A 20,406-nucleotide genomic window follows, 5' to 3' on the forward strand; every position below is an offset into this window, starting at 1 on the left:
CATGGCTAATGAAGTTTGTTTTAGAAACCTCCACCTTGATACGCCTTGGTCACTACAGGCTTATGAAAGCGTAGGCGGCTATTCAATATTAAAAAAAATAGTGGCTGGCGAATTAACCTACGACACCATTATTGATGAATTGAAGTTATCAGCTTTACGAGGGCGTGGTGGTGCAGGTTTTCCCACTGGTTTAAAGTGGAGTTTTATGCCCCGTAATATGCCAGGACAAAAATATGTTGTGTGTAATTCCGACGAAGGTGAGCCTGGTACTTTTAAAGATAGAGATATTTTGCGTTACAACCCTCACCAATTAATTGAGGGGATGATTATTGCCGGTTATGTGATGAATGCAACGGTTGGCTATAACTACATGCGTGGCGAATTTTATGAACCTTTTGATCGAATGGAAGCGGCAATTGCTGAAGCTAAAGCGAGTGGTTATTTAGGGGATAATATTCTGGGTTCAGAATTGTGTTTTGAATTACATAATCATTTGGGAGCCGGTGCTTATATTTGTGGCGAAGAAACAGCACTGATTGAGTCGATTGAAGGTAAAAAAGGACAACCTCGTTTTAAACCCCCTTTCCCCGCAAATTATGGTGTTTTTGGTCGTCCAACTAATGTTAATAACACTGAAAGTTATGCGTCTGTTCCAGTGATATTACAACACGGTGGTCAGTGGTTTTTAGATTTAGGCAAACCTAATAATGGTGGAACAAAAATATTTTCAGTTTCTGGTCATGTTAATAACCCAGGTAATTTCGAAGTTGGTTTAGGAATTCCTTTTAGTGATTTATTGGATTTATCTGGTGGTGTTTTGGGTGGTAAGGCATTGAAAGCAGTAATACCTGGAGGTTCATCGTCACCGATTTTGCCAGCAGAAACTATGATGCAATTAACAATGGATTATGATGCGATAGGTAAAGCAGGTTCAATGTTGGGATCGGGTGCAGTGATAGTACTTGATGAGACAACCTGTATTGTTGAATTGGCGGCTGTGACTGCCCATTTTTATTATGAAGAATCTTGTGGTCAATGCTCTCCTTGCCGTGAAGGGACTGGTTGGATGTCACGAGTCATTCACAGGATTTTAAAAGGCGAAGGACGCGCCGAAGATCTGGATAATTTAGACAGAGTGGCAGGTAATATTATGGGAAGAACAATTTGCGCGCTAGGAGATGCAGCGGCAATGCCCATAAAAGGTTTTTTAAAACATTATCGCCATGAATTTGAGTATATGATAGAGCACAAGCGTAGCTTGGTTAAAGGGTAAAGTCGGTCACTATGGGTAAAGTGCATATAGAAATTGATGGTCAGCAATTAGAAGCTGAAGTCGGCTCAATGATTATTGAAGTAGCCGATAAAGCCGATGTATATATTCCTAGGTTTTGTTACCACAAAAAACTGTCTGTTGCGGCCAATTGTAGGATGTGTATGGTTGATGTTGCTAGCATTCCGAAAGCCGTACCTGCTTGTGCGACTCCTGTTGCAGAAGGAATGGTAATACAAACAAAAACACCTAAAGCCGTCGAAGCTCAAAAATCGGTAATGGAATTTTTATTAATTAACCATCCGCTTGATTGTCCTGTATGTGATCAAGGAGGAGAGTGTGAGTTACAAGATTTGTCTGTTGGTTATGGAGAAGATGTTAGCCGTTTTACCGAAGGAAAACGAGTTGTTCATGATAAAAACCTTGGGCCGCTTATTGCTACCGATATGACACGTTGTATCCATTGCACGCGTTGTGTACGTTTTGGACAAGAGGTTGTTGGTATTCGTGAGATGGGAGCGACAGGTCGTGGTGAGCATGTCGAAATAGGTACTTATATTGAAGGAGCAGTTGAGTCAGAGGTTTCAGCCAATATTATCGACCTATGTCCCGTTGGCGCTTTAACTGCCAAGCCATCTCGATACAAAGCAAGAGCCTGGGAACTTCGCCAATCAGAATCGGTAGCTGCCCATGATTGCTTAGGCTCTAATGTTTATGTGCACCATCGTCGTGGAGAAATCATTCGGGTTGTTCCCAAAGAAAATGAAGCAATCAATGAAGTTTGGTTATCTGATAGAGATCGATTTTCTTATCAAGCGTTAACAGAAGGTGAGCGCTTGCTTAAACCGCAGATAAAGAAAGATGGCAAGTGGCAAGAGACCGATTGGCAAACTGCATTAAATATTGCCGCAACTGAAATTAAACGCATTATCGGAGCTTCCAATGGAAATGATTTTGGTGTTTTGGTTGGTAGCAGTGTAACAACTGAAGAAAGTTACCTGGCACAAAAACTGATACGAGGTGCAGGGAGTAACAATATCGATTTCCGTTTAAGAAGGCGTGATTTTAGTGGAGATAATAGAGGTAGTGTACGTTCAGGCATTAACTTTCCGTTAGCTGATTTAGATACAATGGATGCTACCTTATTAGTTGCGGCAGACTTGCGACACGAGCAACCGTTGACAGCTTTAAGAATTAGAAAGTCGACCAGCTTTGGTCGAGTGATGGCAATCAATCCTTTTGATGGCGAATACAATTTTAGATTGTGTGAAGAAATTCAACCGAAAACTAATGGTTTAGCGCAAGAGCTAGCAAGTGTATTAGTAGCGGCCGATCAGTTAAAACCAGAAGTACTCAATGCTGAATCAAAAGAGTGGCTAGTTGGCGTTAGCGCGAATGATACACATAAGAATATTGCTCAAAACTTAATCGACGGTGAGTTATCGTGTGTATTACTGGGGGTTTATGTTCAAGAGCATCCTCAAGCAGAAGTGATTAATTGGTTAGCTGAAACCTTAGCATCAATGACAAACTCTGAGTGGGGGTATATGACTCAGGGTTGTAATGCGGCAGGTAATAAAATTGCTGGTGCTGTTCCGATGCAGTCAGCGGTTGGTGGCAAATCAGAGTTAGGCAAAAATGCACAGCAAATGATCTCAGAAGGTTTAAAGGGGTATTTACTTCTTAATTGTGAACCTGATGTTGAAAGTGTTTGGTCTGAGCAAGCATTAGCAAGCTTAACTCAAGCAGAATGCGTGATTGCACTAACGCCTTTTTCAGATGGTCGTGTATCAGACTATGCTAATGTGATGTTGCCTATTGCCGGTTGCTATGAAACCTCTGGTACTTACATTAATGTTGAAGGTAAATGGCAGACATTCGCCGCCGCTGTTTCAGCACCAGGAGAAGCCAGACCGGGGTGGAAAGTATTGCGAGTCTTAGCCAATTTACTAGAGCTGAAAGGCTTTGAGTATGAATCTTCTTTGCAAATCATTAACAAGTTACGAGAAAAATTTGATGCGGTTGGTGATGTGAGAGTGGCTAGAAAAGTACCACCAGTATTAACTCAAGTGGATGAGTCAGAAGCCACTCGAGAGTGCCTGGGGCTTTATATGGTTGATCCTATGGTACGACGAGCGAAAGCGCTTCAGCAAACCCCTAAAGCATCAACCCACCCGATTAGTATTTCGAGGGTCAAGACATGAGCGAGAGTGGGTTAATGGGAATTGATCTAATGGCTTGGGCTGAAACGGCTGTGTGGATTGTGATAAAAATTATCGCAATACTGCTACCTTTAATTTTAGCAGTGGCTTATACCACCTACGCAGAAAGAAAAATTATCGGTTATATGCAGTTACGTTTAGGGCCCAATCGTGTTGGTCCTAAAGGTTGGTTACAACCGATTGCGGATACTGTTAAGCTCATTATGAAAGAGATTGTGATACCTAGCGGCTCAAGTAAAACTTTATTTGTTGTTGCTCCGGTGTTGTTTATTGGACCTTCATTTGCTGCATGGGCTGTTATTCCATTCGACGCTGGTATGGTGCTTGCCGATGTTAATGCTGGGCTTTTATATATTTTAGCGATGACTTCTATCGGTGTTTACGGCGTTATTATCGCTGGTTGGGCATCTAACTCTAAATATGCATTTTTAGGGGCAATGCGATCAGCTGCGCAAATCGTTTCTTACGAGCTTGCGATGGGCTTTGCCTTGGTTGGCGTTCTTATGTGCTCGCAAAGCATGAACTTAGGCGAAATTGTGCTTTCGCAATCGGGGGGTATTGATGATTGGTATTGGATCCCGCTTTTTCCATTATTAGTGGTTTATTGGATTTCTGGTGTGGCGGAAACCAATCGAGCACCCTTTGATATGGCTGAAGGAGAGTCTGAAATAGTCGCTGGTTTTCATGTGGAATATGGAGGCATGGCATTTTCGCTGTTCTTTTTAGCTGAGTATGCCAACATGATATTAATTTCATTTTTAACAGCCATTATGTTTTTTGGTGGTTGGTTATCGCCATTTGAAAGCTATGGTGTTTTGGATGAATATACCGCTTGGATACCTGGCACTATCTGGTTATTGATTAAAGCTGGAATATTTTTATTTGGTTTAATTTGGATCCGAGCAACTTTTCCTCGTTTTCGATATGACCAAATAATGCGTTTGGGGTGGAAAGTTTTTATTCCGGTCACCTTAGTTTGGTTACCGGTGGTTGCAATATGGATCAAGCTTAATGTTTGGCCTTTTGCTTAGGGTTAATTGGATAAATTGTTGCAATGAAAAGCATTAAACAGTTTTTTAATAGTTTTCTACTCGTTGAGTTACTTAAAGGGCTTAGAGTGACTTGGGGAAATATGTTTCGTAAGAAAATTACGATTCAGTACCCAGAAGAAAAAACACCACAGTCACCGCGGTTTAGAGGTCTGCATGCATTGCGCTCCTATCCGAACGGAGAGGAAAGGTGTATTGCTTGCAAGTTGTGTGAAGCGGTTTGCCCTGCTGCGGCTATTACTATTGAAGCTGGAGCAAGAGAAGATGATGGTAGTCGTAGAACGACCAAGTACGAGATAGATTTATTTAAATGTATTTTTTGCGGCTTTTGTGAAGAGTCTTGTCCTGTTGATTCAATAGTAGAAACCAGAGTATTTGATTATCACTTTGAAAATAAAGGTGAAAACATTATGACAAAAGAAATGCTGCTGGAAATGGGACATAAGCACGAAAAACAAATTGCAGCGGATCGGGCGGCTGATGCTAAATATCGTTAACTTACTATGAAATGTATTATGCGAATAGGTGTTATGCGATGAAGAATAGTTTACTGAGATTAATTTAATGAGTTTTCAAGTTATTGTTTTTTACAGTTTTGCTGCATGGTTAATTTTTTCAGCATTGATGGTTGTAAGTAGCAAACATTCTGTTAAAGCTGCATTATTTTTAGTATTAAGTTTTGCTTCGGCTTCTGCAATATGGTTATTGCTTGAAGCTGAGTTTCTCGCGATTAGTCTGATAGTCGTTTATGTGGGAGCCGTTATGGTACTGTTGCTTTTTGTTGTGATGATGCTTGATGTTGATTATGCGGCATTACGACAAGGCTTTGTTAAAAAACTACCTGCGGCTTTACTTATTTCTATTGCATTTTTTGTCATTCTCTATGGCTTTATTTCAAGTGGCACTTTTTCAACCGAAGCTTTTCCTATTCCTGAGGCTAAGCCGCAAAATTACTCAAATATTAAAGAGTTGGGCAGAGTTCTTTATACAGAATATGTTATTGCGTTTGAGATCGCGGCTGTTATTTTGTTGGTTGCAATTATTTCAGCAATCGCTTTGACTTTTAGAGGCCGACGCAATCGTAAGACACAAAATATTACCAAACAATTAAAGGCTAATAAACAAAACCGATTGAGAATTGTTGAGGTAAAAGCGGTGGTTCCAGAAAAATTAGAAGAAGAACCAAAGCAAGGAGATGAGCAATGATTGAACTATCTGATTACTTATTATTAAGCGCTATTCTTTTTGCGATCAGTGTTGCTGGTATTGTGATTAACCGTAAAAATGTTATCACCTTATTAATGTGTATTGAGCTAATGCTGCTAGCTGTTAATACTAACTTTATTGCTTTTTCTCATTTTTTAGAAAATACAACCGGGCAGGTTTTTGTGTTTTTTATTTTAACCGTTGCTGCGGCTGAAGCAGCTATTGGGCTGGCCATAATTGTTGTTTTATTTAGAAATAGAGCCACCATTGACGTCGAACAACTTAACCAACTTAAGGGGTAGCAGAGAACCATGTTAAATCAACTTCTCGCTATTGTATTGTTACCGCTTTTGGCGGCTATCATTGCAGGGTTAGCAGGACAACTGATTGGCAGGAAGTCGGCGCATCGTATTACGATTACCGCTGTTGCAATTTCTTGTTTGTTGTCGATTAATATTGCTTTTACCTACATAGGTAGCACACTTGAGCCATTTAATTATACTTTATATTCTTGGGCTAAAATTGGTGAGTTGAATCTACAAGTTGGTTTTTTGATTGACTCATTAACCGCGATTATGATAGCTGTTGTGACATTTGTATCATTAATGGTGCACATTTACACAATTGGTTACATGAAAGATGATCCGGGTTATCAGCGTTTCTTTGCTTATATTTCTCTATTTACTTTTGCCATGTTGACATTGGTTATGTCGAATAATTTTTTACAACTATTTTTCGGCTGGGAAGCGGTTGGTGTTGTTTCATATTTATTGATTGGTTTTTGGTATAAAAAACCAACAGCAATTTTTGCTAATCTAAAAGCCTTTTTAGTGAATAGGGTAGGTGATTTTGGTTTTTTATTAGGGATTGCCGGGATTTATTATGTGTTTGGTACTTTAGATTACGCACCTGTTTTTGAGCAAATCCAGCAAGGCTATAATGATGTTTCAATCACAATATCCGATGATGTCACTTGGTCTGCAATTAATTTCATCTGCATCGGTTTGTTTATTGGTGCTATGGGTAAGTCTGCACAAGTTCCTCTGCATGTATGGTTACCCGATTCAATGGAAGGCCCGACTCCCATTTCTGCTTTAATCCATGCGGCCACAATGGTAACCGCTGGCGTGTTTATGGTGGCTAGAATGTCACCTGTTTTTGAGTTATCTGAAGTTGCGTTAAATTTTATTTTAATCATCGGCGCAACCACTGCCCTCTTTATGGGGTTTTTGGGTGTTATTCAAAACGATATTAAACGAGTGGTCGCTTATTCAACGCTCTCTCAGTTAGGTTATATGGTTGTTGCGCTGGGGGCTTCTGCCTACTCTGTTGCTGTTTTCCATTTAGTCACCCATGCTTTCTTTAAAGCATTACTCTTTTTAGCGGCTGGCTCCGTTATCATTGCTATGCATCATGAACAAGATATTCGAAAAATGGGGAATTTAAAAAAGTACATGAGGGTTACTTACTGGACTAGTTTAATCGGTTCACTGGCTTTAATTGGCACACCATTTTTCTCTGGCTTTTATTCGAAAGAAGCCATTATTTTAGCGGTTGAAAACTCACAATTATCTGCGGCATCTTATGCTTATATTTGTGTTTTAGTTGGTGTGTTTTTTACTGCGCTTTACTCGTTTAGAATGTTCTTTTTAGTTTTTCATACTAACGAAAGAATGGATAAGCACACGTTAGAACATTTGAAAGAACCTTCATGGGTTGTCACTGGTCCTTTAATTTTGTTGGCAATACCTTCTATTGGCATTAGCTGGTGGTTGGCATATCCTATTATTTCAGGCACTTTCTTTGGCAGCGCTATTAGCGTTTCTCCAGAGCATGATGTGCTTAAACCATTGGTTGAATTTTATCAAGGTCCAGTTGATTTATTCATTCATTCACTTGCTGCACCGCCTTTTTGGCTTGCAATTAGTGGTGTAGTCGTGGCTTATGTTTTCACCGTGTTGAAACCAGAGTGGAGGGAAAGCTTAAATACTCGTTTGAATATGCTTAATCATGTATTAAGAAATAATTATTATTTTGACAAGTTGTATATTGAATACTTTTCAGCCGGAGGCGTTGGCCTGGGAAGAAAGTTTTGGCGTTGGATTGACGCAGGAATAATTGATGGTTGGATAGTCAACGGTAGTGCAAAAACTGTTGCTGCAATTTCTGGCCAAGTAAGAAAAATACAAAGTGGCTATCTATATCATTACGTTTTGGTCATGGTGGTGGGATTGCTGGCGTTTTTAGGGTGGGTCTATTGGCGCACGTTGATGAATTAAATCAGTGCGAACTAACAGTATCATTGTCCTAAGCGATTAATTTAAGGGTTTTACTATAATAATGATTGAGAAACTTCCCATTCTAAGTTTGCTTGTGTGGATCCCTGTTTTTGGTGGGTTGCTAATTCTTTTTGGCAGTGGGCAGAAACACAAAGTTCTTTCACACTGGTTGGCTTTATTAACGGCTACACTAACATTGTTTATTAGTTTGTGGGGGCTGTCTGAATTTGACTCCAGCAAATATTACCTCCAATTTGTAGAGAATAAAGTTTGGATTAAATCTTTAGGGATCAATTATTCGCTAGGTGTTGATGGATTTTCTTTACCACTAATCGTTTTGACATCCTTAATGACTTTAATTGTTATTATTTCTGGATGGAACAATATTAAACATCGAGCCTCGCATTACCTCGCTGGTTTTTTAATCATGTGTGGATTAATGAATGGTGTATTTGCCGCAACTGATTCAATTCTTTTTTATGTTTTTTGGGAAGCAATGCTCGTTCCCATGTTTTTGATTATTGGTATTTGGGGCGGCCCTAATCGCATTTATGCAACGCTAAAGTTTTTTATCTATACATTTTTTGGTTCAGTCTTTTTGCTAATCGCTTTAATTTATCTTGGCATACAAGCGAAGAGTTTTGATATTTTTACCATGCACCAAATGGTCATTGATTTAGAAACTCAGAAACTGATCTTTTATGCCTTTTTAATTGCTTTTGCCGTTAAAGTCCCTATGTGGCCGGTGCATACCTGGTTGCCCGATGCTCATGTTCAAGCACCTACTGGTGGCTCAGTTATTCTTGCGGCCATCATGTTAAAAATGGGAACTTATGGGTTTATTCGATTCATGTTGCCAATTGTGCCTGATGCATCAATGGAGATGGCAAATATTATGATTGTACTTTCGTTGATTGCGGTTGCTTATATTGGCTTTGTTGCTTTGGCGCAAACCGATATGAAAAAACTTGTTGCTTATTCTTCGATTGCACACATGGGGTTTGTTACTCTAGGTTTTTTCATCAGTTTTGCATTAATTGAAGGTAAAAATGCTGAAGCCGCAATGATGGGAATTCAAGGTGCATTGATACAAACAATTTCGCATGGCTTTATTTCCGGTGCTCTGTTTTTATGTATAGGTGTACTTTATGATCGAATGCATAGCCGAGAAATCAATGATTATGGTGGTGTGGTTAATACAATGCCGCGTTTTGCAATGTTCTTTATGTTGTTTGCTATGGCCAATTCTGGTTTACCCGGTACTTCAGGTTTTGTCGGCGAGTTTTTTGTCATTATAGCGAGTTTAAAAGCCAATTTTTGGATTGCTGCTATTGCGGGGCTAACGCTAGTTTTAGCCGCAGCTTATACATTGTGGATGTATAAAAGAGTTATATTTGGAGAGGTTGCTAACGACAGAGTCGCAGGTTTAAAAGATCTGAATATCAAAGAATATATTGTTATGGTTATTCTCGCTGCCTTAGTTTTAGTATTTGGTTTATATCCAGCACCGCTACTAGATATTATGCAGCCAAGTGTTGAGCACTTAATTGACTGTAACTTAGTGTCAAAGCTATCGCCTGAAGGAATGTGTTCCTAATGAATGAATCAATTAATTTTAGTTTAATTTCATCGGAGATATTTTTATTGATTGCGATCTGCGTGATCATGATTGTTGATTTATTTCAGCGAGATAAAGAGCGTAAATTAACATTTACATTAACTCAGCTCACTTTATTTATCTTGTTTTTTTTAGGTTATAACGAAATAGATTCTCAACGATCTATTGGTTTTTACGGGCATTGGGTTTCTGATCAATTATCTTTTGTGCTTAAAATGGCTATTTATGCCACGACTTTTATTGCGCTTTTATATGCACGTCCATTTATCAGCCATAGAAATTTGATGCGCGGGGAATACTATTTACTTACTCTATTTTCTGTTTTAGGCATGATGATAATGGTGTCTGCAAACAGTTTCTTATTAGTCTATTTAGGTTTAGAGTTATTATCGCTTTCTCTTTATGCTTTAGTCGCTTTACAGCGTGATTCTAAACTGGCTTCAGAGTCAGCGGTAAAATATTTTGTTATGGGCGGCCTCGCATCGGGCTTTTTGCTTTATGGTATATCGCTAATTTATGGTGCTACAGGCAGTATTATTATTGCCGATATTACTCGGCATTATGCAGAAAACGAGATGGGATTAATCGGCCAGTTTGGTCTGGTGTTTATTGTTATTGGTGTTGCTTTCAAGTTTGGTGCTGTTCCGTTTCATATGTGGTTACCTGATATTTACCACGGCTCGCCGAGTTCAATTAGTGCTTACATTGCCAGTGTACCTAAAATTGCGGCTTTTGGAATGTCAATTCGAATTTTGGTTGAGGCATTCGGACAATCAATTAGTGAGTGGTCGACTTTAATTATTATTGTCGCGTTCTGTTCTATTATTCTTGGTAATCTGGTTGCCGTTGTACAACAAAACTTAAAACGTATGCTAGCTTATTCTGCTATTGCTCATATTGGCTATTTTTTACTTGGGTTAGTACCTGGTACTGCTGCCAGTTACTCCGCTTCAATGTTTTATATTGTCGTTTATGCACTGATGACTTTAGCTGGTTTTGGCATTGTTATTTTTATGAGTTCTAACGAAAAAGATTATCAATCAATTTCTGATTTACAAGGACTAGGGCGTTTTTATCCGTGGTATGGTTATATGTTTGCGATTGTCATGATTTCAATGGCAGGCATTCCGCCATTTATTGGCTTCTGGCCTAAACTGGAAATTTTTAGAGTATTGATTGTTAATGGTTTTGTTACAGAAGCCGTAATAGCCATTGCATTTTCGATTGTCGGTTTATATTACTATCTGAGAGTTATTAAAGAAATTTTCTTTACCGATGCTACTGAGAGTCCAATTATTACATCGAGTCGATCACTAAAAATTGCAGTAAGTATTAATTGCTTATTGCTCATTGTGTTTGGCTTTATGCCTGATAGTATTTATCAGTATTGCCTGAGCGCTTTTGGAATATCCATTTAATTAGAGAGAGATTTATGGAGCTGTTTGATAAATTCGTTCAGGAATATTTACCACTCATTTCTGAAGACAGATTAATACAAGCTTCTTTAATCTTTTTATTAGCTGCAATTTTTTCAAAAACGGCTAAGAGTATTATTCATCGTATTCAAATACATGCAGCGGGAAGAACATCGAATCCGTTTGATGATCATATGTTTGGTATTTTGAAACGTCCTGTTGGTATTACCATTCTGTTAATTGGTACCTATTTGGCGGTTGTTCGTTCTCAATTGTTTAATGAGCAACTCGCTTTAATTGAATCGTTACTAGTCACTGTAGGGGTTTTCTTTTGGCTTTCTTGTGTGCTTAATGGCGCTAGGTTTATATTAAGGCATTTAAGTAGAAATAATACAAAAGTAAAAGTTGTTCAACAACACACCTTACCTTTATTTGAAAATTTAGCTGTTATTATATTATATGGCGCGGCTATCTATTTTATATTTGTCGCGTGGGATATTGATGTTTCTGCCTGGATTGCTTCTGCTGGTATTTTAGGCTTAGCATTAAGTTTTGCCGCAAAAGATACTTTAGCTAACTTATTTGCAGGCGTTTTCATTTTAGCTGACACGCCTTATAAAATAGGTGACTTTATTGTATTAGATAGCGGTGAAAGAGGTATGGTCACTCATATAGGTATTCGTAGCACGAGAATTTTAACGCGTGATGATGTGGAAGTAACCATACCTAATGCAATTATGGGTAATACAAAGGTAACCAATGAAACGGCTGGTCCTTCGAGTAAGTATCGCATAAGAATTCAGGTAGGGGTTGCTTATGGTAGCGATATACCACAAGTTCGTGCTGCTTTGTTAGCTGCGGTAAAACAGGTTAATAACGTGGAAAAAACGCCCGAGCCTAGAGTTCGTTTTCGAACTTTTGCAGATTCAAGTCTTAACTTCGAATTATTATGTTGGGTGGGAGAGCCTGTTTTGCGCGGCTCAGTAAGTGATTTACTGAATGAAGCTGTTTATAACGAATTCAATCGTCAAGGAATTCAAATTCCATTTCCTCAAAGAGATGTTAATCTGCGGCAAATATCTGAATAACTTTCAAGGCACATTTTTTATGGTGTAGATTGTTGTTTATGAAATAGTCAGTAAATCAATTGTTTAGCATTATAAAAACAATTTAAATCCCTCAGACCTGGCCGAAATTTGCTAATGAATGTCTGAATATTTATATCACTTTTTAAATAATTTGATTAAGATGCTAGTTATTAAAAATGTCATTTAGTAAGCTGTTATTCTAATATGCTTGCCGAATGACGTGTAACAATAAAATGCGCGTGAACAAGTTTACCCATATGATTAGAGCGTTCGTCTTGTTTTTTTGAAATTAATCTATCGGTGTTTTATCGCGCTACAGTTAGTACTATTACTAATGTGTCACTCGAAAGGAAACAATATGAAATATCTTTCAAAAGCCTTATCTTCTTTAAGCGCTGTATTATTTTTATCTTTAACCATTATCGCTTGTGGTGGAGGTGGTGGCAATTCAACGCCGCTGGAGCCATCGGATAGCACCCCAGACAGTTTTACTTTTGTTGAGGTAACAGAGGCTGAACTCTCAAGTGTGGTTGAATCTGAATCAATTACTATTACTGGTATTGATACAGCTACAAGCGTGAGTATCAGTGGTGGTGAGTATTCAATTGATGGTGGCTCATTTATTAGCAGCTCAGGTAGTGTAACTAATGGTCAATCAGTTATTGTCAGACAAACTGTCAGTTCGGAGCATTCAACCACAACTGACACTGTGTTAACTATTGGTGGAGTCAGCGGTACTTTTCGAGTAACGACACTCGCAGCAGATACTTCACCTGACATCGTTTTCTTTAATGTTCGAAATAACGTTGAACCTAACATGCCGATTGAATCGAATGATATTACGGTTTCAGGGATTTCAGTTCCGGTGGCTATTAGTATTAATAACGGTGAATATGCCATTGATGGCGGCATTTATACCAGTGATGCTGGAATGATTGAAAATGGTCAATCTGTTGTGGTGAGACTGACGGCTTCCAGTGAATTGGAAACTACGACTAGTGCCATTCTATCTATTGGTGATATAGAAAGCGCTTTTGAGGTGACTACCAAAGGCCGCTTCAACTTTGAAGGGTTTACTGGTGTTGCTCTGAATGCCAGATTGCAAACGCGTATTGTTGCAATTAACAACATTGGCGACCAAACGCCTATCAGTATCGAAAATGGAGAATATCAACTTGACCGAGGTGCTTGGACTGACCAGGATGGTTTTATCGATAATGACCAGGAAGTGAGAGTAAGAACCCATTCGGGTGATGATTACAATGTGACTACAGCAGCCAAACTCAACATAGGAGAAAGCTGGGGGTATTTTGAAATAACGACCAAAGAGCATGGTGATTTTATATCTGTTTGGCAAACTCAAATCGATCCTCCAAGTGGCAGTCATAATGACCAAATCACTTTGCCGCTAGAAGCCAATGGTACTTATAACTTTACCGTTGAGTGGGGCGATGGCACCAGTGACATCATAACTCAATGGGATCAAGTTGAAGTGACCCATACCTATCCTCAAGCTGGCGAATATACAGTGACTATTCGAGGGGAGATTATTGGGTTTAGCTTTAATAATTCAGGAGATAAAGAGAAATTATTGGAAATTCAGCATTGGGGAGATTTGAGGCTAGGTAATTCTGGCGGATATTTTGCTGGTGCTAAATACCTTAATATTTCTGCAGAAGATGCGTTAGATTTAGAGGGAACAACCTCATTGGAGTATCTCTTTTATATAACTGAGAATGTACAGGGAAATATTAGTAATTGGGATGTTTCTTCAGTGACTGATATGAGTTGGATGTTCCGTTACGCCTCAGGCTTTAACGGTGATATCAGCCAATGGGACGTGTCTTCAGTGGTAAATATGAACGTGATGTTTTCTAACGCTTTTGTTTTTAATGGCGATATTAGCCAATGGGATGTGTCTTCTGTGACAGCTATGAACAATATGTTCGCTGTCGCTTTAGCCTTTAATGGCGATCTCAGCCAATGGGGTGTGTCCTCAGTGAAAGAGATGGGTGCTATGTTCTACTCTGCTCCTGTCTTTAATAGTGATATTAGCCAGTGGGATGTGTCCTCTGTGACTGATATGAGCTATATGTTCTCCGTTGCTAAGGCCTTTAATGGCGATCTCAGTCAGTGGGATGTGTCTTCAGTGACGAAAATGAGCTATATGTTCGAAGCCGCTTCAGTCTTCAATAGTGATCTCAGCCAGTGGAATGTATCTTCAGTGACAGATATGAGCAACATGTTCAACAACTCTGGCTTATCGACAGAAAACTATTCGACAGCACTAAACGCATGGAGTCAGTTGACTGGACTGCAAGAAAATGTGCCACTTGGCGCTTTTGGCGTTCGCTACTACGCCTCTGCTTCTAACGCAAGAAATTTCTTAATTAACGACAAAGGTTGGTCTATTACAGATGCAGGTGAAGAGCCTGCTCGCTAAAGATAAAGAAGTATTGATGTATTTGATAGGTGGAGCTTTATAAAATCAAATAAATATAACAAATAGGTGAACATCCTCATTTTAAAGTATTGCTCTTTTGAAATGGGGAAATATGTTTATATTAAGTGATTTTGAATTGTGGCGGACAAATAAATATGTGAACGCCTAACTTTGTTGAACAGTATGCTCAAAAAATAATAAACAGTAAAATGAAGCTATGATCCCGCACTTTATTTATTCTAACAATTATGACTTTTCTCTATTGGGAGTTGATAAATTTCATCCGTTTGATAGTAAAAAATTTAGTAAGGCATGGCGGTTATTTTCTGAAAAATTTACGCCCAAAGCCGACTTTAAGTGGATTGAACCTGATAACATGGTATCCGATAAAACGTTGTTAAATGTACATAGTCAGAAGTATTTAAACTCTTTATCCAAATCAAAAAATATTGCACAGGTTATTGAAGTTTATTCTTCGAGATTTGTTCCCAGTACACTATTGATTAAAGGATTATTGAATCCTATTAAATATGCTTGTCAAGGAACGATAATAGCAACTGAACTCGCTTTAAAAGAGCATACTATCGTAATGAATTTTGGTGGTGGCTATCATCATGCGTTTAGTGATCATGGTGAGGGTTTTTGCTTTTTTGCTGATGCTGTTATTAGTATTGTAGAAATGAGAAATAAAGGATTGCTTGGTGAAAATGATAAGGTCATGATGATAGACCTTGATGCTCACAGAGGAAATGGATTTGAAGAACTGACAAAGCACGATTCTGCTATTAGTAATTTCGACATGTATAATCTTCATGCTTATCCTGGAATTCACTTTGGTGACCCCGATGACTTTCCTTTTATGATTCCATTGCAACCCAAAATGAGAGATGAACGCTACTTTAAGTTACTTGAAGAGCATCTTGATAAATTTCTAGACTCTCAGGTTGAACCAAAACTCATTTTTTATAATGCTGGTAATGATATCTTGGAAACTGATCCGCTTGGTGGTTTAAGTGTTTCTTACGATGGTGTTGTGCGACGTGATAAGTTTATTATCGAAAAGCTAATAGAGCGAAATATTCCCACGGTTGTAATGACAAGTGGTGGTTATACTGAAAAGTCGTGTGAAATTATTGCTGAACTCGCAAGTAGTATAGTCGGAGTAACAAAAAACAAATATAGACAACGATAATTACAGACCGATAATTACAGACATATATGATGGTAGTAGTACAAAAAATGGCTGGGATTTGCTCATGAAAATGGACATCCTCAACTTAACATGAAAATGGACATCCTCAACTTAAAAATAATGTTTTTTTGAAATTGTTTTTTTTTATATAAAACAGCTTTTGTTTTTTTGTAGCCAAATAAATCAAAGTGGCTGATTTCAGTTAATATTTTCACTCAATCTCAGTATGATTTTGAATGTTTAGATGTCATTGATTCTCAGCAATTACTGATAAAGATTATTAGGTGTCTTTAGGGTTATTAGAGTTAGTTAAAAATCTTCCTGTTTAAATGGATACCTTTAATAAACTTATTTTCTAACTTTTCTAAATAGTGAATTAAGGTACTTGACGAACCAATCACTGTCAGCTGTGATAAATCATCTTTCTGTTTCATCAGTTGAATAAATCCCTCACCTTCAATATTAAGCTTTTGTAAAATCGGTGGTTCATGCTGTTCAATATAACCTCGCTTGTTATTACGAATGGCTCGACCAACCCAGTCAGTGAGTTGCAAATAATCTTGTGTGCTAAAGGAAAAACTGTTTTGATGTTTTTGTTGGCTATTTGATAACTTCATTAAGGGAATTACTGGTTTAGTGTGTTTCTTAAGTTGGGTAATTCGCTGCTGAATACTGGTGTAATCAGATTGTTGTAAGTTTTTAGCTATCTTGGCTCGAATAGGATTCAGGTCAACATAACTCATGGCTGTGAGTACTGCTGATTCATCCAATAAAGGTTGTGATTTAAATCTGCCCTCCCAGAAGCGACCTTTGCAGTTATCTTCTTTGTTAGCCTTACAAGCTAAATACTCATTCAGACAGCGCATCAACCAGGAAATGTCGGATAATCGTTTTCGCCATTCTTCAATGATGTCTTGAGCAACTTCTCGAATACCTATCGTTTGTGGGTTCTTAAGGTATTGTTGAACCACTGTGGGTATTTGATAAATCCTTTTCCAACGCCGGATAATATTGGCTTCACTCCAACTCTTTGCCTTATCCACATCCACTCGAAGCACAAGATGGTAATGGTTACTCATAACCGCATAGCTGGCGATTTCAATCGCAAAAGTACTAGCCAGATAAGCTAACCGTTCAACAATCCAGTCTCTTCGATGTTCATAAGATTGACCTGAAAAATGATCTTCACCACACAGAAAAGCGCGGCGGACACAACGGGAAATACAGTGGTAGTAAGGGGTTGTTTCTAAATCGATAATGGTTTTGCGGGCTCGGGTCATATTAATATCCTTATTAATGCTTCATCCTGAGGACTAACTTAACCAACTACGACTTGTTTGTCTAGCAATTATTTGAGAGTATGGAACAAGGGGGTGGCTGTCCTGTTATTTTTAGTTGTAGTCAAGGAATCGGAATCTGTGTTTGGAAAATTAAAGTCACTATTTAGTAAAACGGAACCTTCAAGAGTAGAAGAGCTTAAGTCCTGTATCGATGATATTCTCAAAATGCAGGAAGCTGATTTGACTGATAATAAGGAGAAGTTAAGTCATTGTTTGGAGCTTATGGAGAAGGAAGTTAAAAGAGTTAAAGCTCAATCTAACGGATACCCTAATAGTACAATAGCTGGCGATGTATGGTTCGACGGTGCAGCTCTTGCAAATTTAGGAGAAGCATTAGCTTATTTTCTATCGGATAAGGATTTTCTTGAAGAGCAATCAAAAGCTACAAATCTTTGGACCGGCGCAGTTTTAAGCGTTTGCTCTCACTATCACCATATGGTGGGGCCGGCGATGATTGCCAACGCATCGATTAATGAAAAGACAGGCAACATAGAATACTCAAAGACAGCTTATAGTGCAGTTCTTCAGGACTTCGAATGCATTTTAGAATATTCTGAAGAAGATGATTTTAAGCCTGAAGGAGATGACGAAGTAGCGCTACAGTCATTGCAAACCGCCTGCAATAGACTAGTCGAGCTAGATGAATTATCAGGAGTAAACTCAAAGGCTCCGGAACTATTAAAACGAATAAGAGCAGTGATGAAAAAGCCAATTGCGCCGGATGAAGAAAACAACTAACAAGAAAATGAAAAAAGAAGCAAAAAATACGCTCTTTTTATTTGAGCGTTAAAATCAAAGGTGAGGTTGCAAGGTGAATCTATTTAAATGTTCAAGATGCAATGACTTTAAAATTGGATTTCTCCGAAAAGAAACTCTTACTATAGATGGTGGTGTCATTGAATGTAGCCAATGTCAGTCTCAATTATCAGTGCATCCTGCATTTGGATTAATATTTTTGTTTGTCGCTTTTTTCGTGTTCTACTTCTCAATGTCTTTATCTATAAGCAATTTCGGGTTCGTACTGGGTCTCGTAATCAGCTTTGTAAGTTCAATAGTGATTTATCTCTTGTTGGCACTTACTGCACCAATCAAAGTAAAGTAAAAATATGATAAGTGTGTTTTTAACCAGTCAAGGCCGCATATGCAAAAGATACAATTCTGCTTGAGGCGTTATGATCTAGAACGAGAAATATGGAACCTTTAGACCTAAAAGAATATATATCTGGACTACTCCAATCTCACAATGTTTCTTTTCATACAGAGAGTGAATGGGTAGTTCCTTATGGCGAGCTTCCAGCTATCAGAGCTACATGGTTTCAAAAAGAGACTAGTGGAGTCTTTGAGGTGGAAGTATTACTCGACGGCGGGCGAATTATAAACGAGTGCTTTTCTGGGTTTGGTATTGGAGAAGAGGGAATACTAAACGGATTGGAAAATTTCTGTGTAAATTCCTTTCATGTTTTCCTGTCTGCTTTTTGGGGTAAACACATTCCCGAGCAGGTTGAAAATGAAGATTGGCAAATAGGCGAGAATTTTTATAAAGCCTATATCGGCAACTTGGGAACTAGAGCTACCAAAGGAGTAGAAGCCTCAATTCCAGAGAATTTTTTTGAGTCTTTGGAAAAAGCAATTAAGAATGAAAAATTAGGCTCAGAAGTATCTTGGTTTAGAGTATTCTTTGGCAGTGTTTCTGGCGATTTCACCTTTGAAGCACTAAAAGAAAACGAGGTTTGGGGAGAGGGAATTGAAATGCTACGCGCTCAACTTTGGGAGAAGCCTGAGGGCTACTATAGTGTTCGTAACTTCATTGTACTGCGCAAAGTATAGAGCCAAATGAAGGCAGCTATAATTTATGTCACTTTGTTGCGGGGTATTACTGATGCTTTATAATAATTTAATTTAAAACAAATACCATCAGGGTAGTTGGTGATTATTTTTTCATAGTTAAAAATATTAAATAAGCATGGCTTTTAAAAAAATGTAAATGCTTTTAAAATCATTCAGTGCATAGTTTTTTGTTGTCAGTACCCTTTAAATGAAGAGTCAATTTTCAGGAGATAAATTATGTTGACTAAAATTATCTTGGCCTTAGTCTTTATAGTAGCTCAATCTTCTTATGCAAAAGAAGCTGTTGGGCATAAAAAGTTTGCTGTCGTTTTGTATGATTATGCAAATGATTCTAAGCAACCAAGTCAAGAAACCATTAAGCAAGGGCTGTTTGAATCTGAATATTCAGTTGCTCGATATATCGAGACTGCTTCTTATGGTAAAACTACTTTTTCGGGAGAGTTATTTGGTTGGATAAAACCCGATAATGAGCTATATGGTAAAGGCTGGACCGCATGCTGGCCTGATGATAAAACTCGCTTTACTGCTCTGCTTAAGCATTACCCCAAAATTAATTTACTTGAATATGATGGTTTTATTTTTTATGTACACCGTCAATCTAGTGAAAAATGTGCCGCTGGAGTTGCTAATACTTATGGTTTACAAGAGCGGCCAACATTTACACCCTTTGGAAAGCAACCCTTGGGTGTGATAAAAACTCGAATAGCTTATTTTTCTACAAGCTTTTATTTTCCTTATCAGGCCTATAGTAAAATTACTAACTCAACAGTGGCTCATGAGCTAATTCATACCTTTGGTATTTCTAATCATAGTAATGCTTATGTTTGTGGTGATAAAGTTTTATCAATGAATATAAATGATTGTAAAATTTTGGCTTATGGAGATATTTTTTCAATCATGGGCTTACGCAGTCAGGCCAGTTTGCCTAACTCAATTGATAAAGAGCGTTTAGGTTGGTTAAATAAAGAAAGTATTATGACGGTTGCAAAGCCTGGTATCTATAAAATATATTCTGCCTCTCAGAGAGCTAATCGCACTAAAGCGATAAAACTGGCATTGACTAACCCGATACCAATCAGTGAAAAGCTTTCTATCACACACTTGTATATTGAATATCGAGGAATGGATGGGTTTGATGAAAGAGATGATTTTTTTAGAAAAATTAAATTGGCTGATAATACAAAACAATTGATTCAAAATAGACATGGTGCTTTAATTTATGGCGCTGACTGTGGCACATATGATTATTGTTTGCCTTACTTACTCAATATGAATCCTTCATCTGTCAATGCCAGTTATCCTAATAATCAAATGGCAAATGCTTACTTACGTGAAAACAATGAGTTTAAAGTCATTAATAATTATTTAGCAATATCTGTCGAACGTGTCAAAACAGGTGAGTTTATAGAAGTGAAAGTTTCTTATAATCAATAAAG

General features: G+C 38.1%; 16 protein-coding genes. 15 read left to right on the forward strand and 1 reads right to left on the reverse strand.

Annotated elements, in window-relative coordinates; translation table 11 throughout:
• Position 1: 1 nt before the first annotated feature.
• From nuoF to ACT5E3_RS04565, 12 genes are all read left to right on the forward strand, one after another.
• Positions 2-1,273: an NADH-quinone oxidoreductase subunit NuoF gene (nuoF, locus tag ACT5E3_RS04510; protein WP_444997117.1), complete on the forward strand. Its 1,272-nt coding sequence runs from the start codon at positions 2-4 to the stop codon at positions 1,271-1,273.
• A gap of 11 nt (positions 1,274-1,284) precedes the next feature.
• Positions 1,285-3,474 carry an NADH-quinone oxidoreductase subunit NuoG gene (gene nuoG, locus ACT5E3_RS04515; RefSeq protein WP_444997118.1) on the forward strand — a complete coding sequence of 730 codons (2,190 nt, stop codon included), beginning with the start codon at positions 1,285-1,287 and terminating at the stop codon, positions 3,472-3,474.
• A complete protein-coding gene (gene nuoH / locus ACT5E3_RS04520) occupies positions 3,471-4,523 on the forward strand; it encodes an NADH-quinone oxidoreductase subunit NuoH (RefSeq protein ID WP_444997119.1) in 1,053 nt (350 codons plus the stop codon). Before nuoG ends, nuoH begins: the two co-directional genes overlap by 4 nt.
• Positions 4,524-4,546: 23 nt before the next feature.
• Positions 4,547-5,038 carry an NADH-quinone oxidoreductase subunit NuoI gene (gene nuoI / locus ACT5E3_RS04525; protein ID WP_444997120.1) on the forward strand — a complete coding sequence of 164 codons (492 nt, stop codon included), beginning with the start codon at positions 4,547-4,549 and terminating at the stop codon, positions 5,036-5,038.
• 67 nt (positions 5,039-5,105) lie between these two features.
• On the forward strand, positions 5,106-5,747 hold the full coding sequence (locus ACT5E3_RS04530) for an NADH-quinone oxidoreductase subunit J (protein WP_444997121.1): 642 nt from the start codon (positions 5,106-5,108) through the stop codon (positions 5,745-5,747).
• On the forward strand, positions 5,744-6,049 hold the full coding sequence (gene nuoK, locus ACT5E3_RS04535; RefSeq protein WP_444997122.1) for an NADH-quinone oxidoreductase subunit NuoK: 306 nt from the start codon (positions 5,744-5,746) through the stop codon (positions 6,047-6,049). The genes ACT5E3_RS04530 and nuoK overlap by 4 nt, the downstream gene beginning before the upstream one ends.
• Positions 6,050-6,058: 9 nt before the next feature.
• Positions 6,059-8,026: an NADH-quinone oxidoreductase subunit L gene (gene nuoL / locus ACT5E3_RS04540; RefSeq protein WP_444997123.1), complete on the forward strand. Its 1,968-nt coding sequence runs from the start codon at positions 6,059-6,061 to the stop codon at positions 8,024-8,026.
• A gap of 61 nt (positions 8,027-8,087) precedes the next feature.
• The gene (locus ACT5E3_RS04545; protein ID WP_444997124.1) at positions 8,088-9,623 is read left to right on the forward strand and encodes an NADH-quinone oxidoreductase subunit M; all 1,536 of its coding nucleotides are present in this window, start codon (positions 8,088-8,090) and stop codon (positions 9,621-9,623) included.
• A complete protein-coding gene (nuoN, locus tag ACT5E3_RS04550) occupies positions 9,623-11,062 on the forward strand; it encodes an NADH-quinone oxidoreductase subunit NuoN (protein ID WP_444997125.1) in 1,440 nt (479 codons plus the stop codon). The genes ACT5E3_RS04545 and nuoN overlap by 1 nt, the downstream gene beginning before the upstream one ends.
• 14 nt (positions 11,063-11,076) lie before the next feature.
• Positions 11,077-12,147: a mechanosensitive ion channel family protein gene (locus tag ACT5E3_RS04555; RefSeq protein WP_444997126.1), complete on the forward strand. Its 1,071-nt coding sequence runs from the start codon at positions 11,077-11,079 to the stop codon at positions 12,145-12,147.
• 358 nt (positions 12,148-12,505) lie between these two features.
• On the forward strand, positions 12,506-14,590 hold the full coding sequence (locus ACT5E3_RS04560; protein WP_444997127.1) for a BspA family leucine-rich repeat surface protein: 2,085 nt from the start codon (positions 12,506-12,508) through the stop codon (positions 14,588-14,590).
• A gap of 217 nt (positions 14,591-14,807) precedes the next feature.
• Positions 14,808-15,782: a histone deacetylase family protein gene (locus ACT5E3_RS04565; protein ID WP_444997128.1), complete on the forward strand. Its 975-nt coding sequence runs from the start codon at positions 14,808-14,810 to the stop codon at positions 15,780-15,782.
• Between the two features lie 305 nt (positions 15,783-16,087).
• Here the strand turns inward: ACT5E3_RS04565 and ACT5E3_RS04570 are convergent, their stop codons facing one another.
• Positions 16,088-17,062, reverse strand: coding sequence for a transposase (locus ACT5E3_RS04570; RefSeq protein ID WP_444997129.1), 975 nt, complete (start codon positions 17,060-17,062; stop codon positions 16,088-16,090).
• 93 nt (positions 17,063-17,155) lie between these two features.
• Between ACT5E3_RS04570 and ACT5E3_RS04575 the strand changes: the two genes are divergently transcribed.
• The 3 genes from ACT5E3_RS04575 (at position 17,156) to ACT5E3_RS04585 (ending at position 20,404) form a co-directional block, all read left to right on the forward strand.
• Positions 17,156-17,860: a hypothetical protein gene (locus ACT5E3_RS04575; RefSeq protein ID WP_444997130.1), complete on the forward strand. Its 705-nt coding sequence runs from the start codon at positions 17,156-17,158 to the stop codon at positions 17,858-17,860.
• A 453-nt stretch (positions 17,861-18,313) separates the two neighbouring features.
• Positions 18,314-18,949: a DUF6348 family protein gene (locus ACT5E3_RS04580; protein WP_444997131.1), complete on the forward strand. Its 636-nt coding sequence runs from the start codon at positions 18,314-18,316 to the stop codon at positions 18,947-18,949.
• Positions 18,950-19,186: 237 nt separating this feature from the next.
• Positions 19,187-20,404: a hypothetical protein gene (locus ACT5E3_RS04585; protein ID WP_444997132.1), complete on the forward strand. Its 1,218-nt coding sequence runs from the start codon at positions 19,187-19,189 to the stop codon at positions 20,402-20,404.
• Positions 20,405-20,406 lie beyond the last annotated feature (2 nt).

The sequence above is a fragment of the Aliikangiella litoralis genome (genome assembly GCF_052495765.1).

Excerpts from the sequence above, each read along its gene's own strand:
- nuoH (WP_444997119.1), top strand. The coding sequence starts at position 3,471 with ATGAGCGAGAGTGGGTTAATGGGAATTGATCTAATGGCTTGGGCTGAA.
- nuoG (WP_444997118.1), top strand. The coding sequence starts at position 1,285 with ATGGGTAAAGTGCATATAGAAATTGATGGTCAGCAATTAGAAGCTGAA.
- ACT5E3_RS04530 (WP_444997121.1), top strand. The coding sequence starts at position 5,106 with ATGAGTTTTCAAGTTATTGTTTTTTACAGTTTTGCTGCATGGTTAATT.
- nuoF (WP_444997117.1), top strand. The coding sequence starts at position 2 with ATGGCTAATGAAGTTTGTTTTAGAAACCTCCACCTTGATACGCCTTGG.
- ACT5E3_RS04545 (WP_444997124.1), top strand. The coding sequence starts at position 8,088 with ATGATTGAGAAACTTCCCATTCTAAGTTTGCTTGTGTGGATCCCTGTT.
- ACT5E3_RS04580 (WP_444997131.1), top strand. The coding sequence starts at position 18,314 with ATGGAACCTTTAGACCTAAAAGAATATATATCTGGACTACTCCAATCT.
- ACT5E3_RS04560 (WP_444997127.1), top strand. The coding sequence starts at position 12,506 with ATGAAATATCTTTCAAAAGCCTTATCTTCTTTAAGCGCTGTATTATTT.
- ACT5E3_RS04570 (WP_444997129.1), bottom strand. The coding sequence starts at position 17,062 with ATGACCCGAGCCCGCAAAACCATTATCGATTTAGAAACAACCCCTTAC.
- ACT5E3_RS04585 (WP_444997132.1), top strand. The coding sequence starts at position 19,187 with ATGTTGACTAAAATTATCTTGGCCTTAGTCTTTATAGTAGCTCAATCT.
- nuoN (WP_444997125.1), top strand. The coding sequence starts at position 9,623 with ATGAATGAATCAATTAATTTTAGTTTAATTTCATCGGAGATATTTTTA.
- nuoK (WP_444997122.1), top strand. The coding sequence starts at position 5,744 with ATGATTGAACTATCTGATTACTTATTATTAAGCGCTATTCTTTTTGCG.
- nuoI (WP_444997120.1), top strand. The coding sequence starts at position 4,547 with ATGAAAAGCATTAAACAGTTTTTTAATAGTTTTCTACTCGTTGAGTTA.
- ACT5E3_RS04565 (WP_444997128.1), top strand. The coding sequence starts at position 14,808 with ATGATCCCGCACTTTATTTATTCTAACAATTATGACTTTTCTCTATTG.
- ACT5E3_RS04555 (WP_444997126.1), top strand. The coding sequence starts at position 11,077 with ATGGAGCTGTTTGATAAATTCGTTCAGGAATATTTACCACTCATTTCT.
- nuoL (WP_444997123.1), top strand. The coding sequence starts at position 6,059 with ATGTTAAATCAACTTCTCGCTATTGTATTGTTACCGCTTTTGGCGGCT.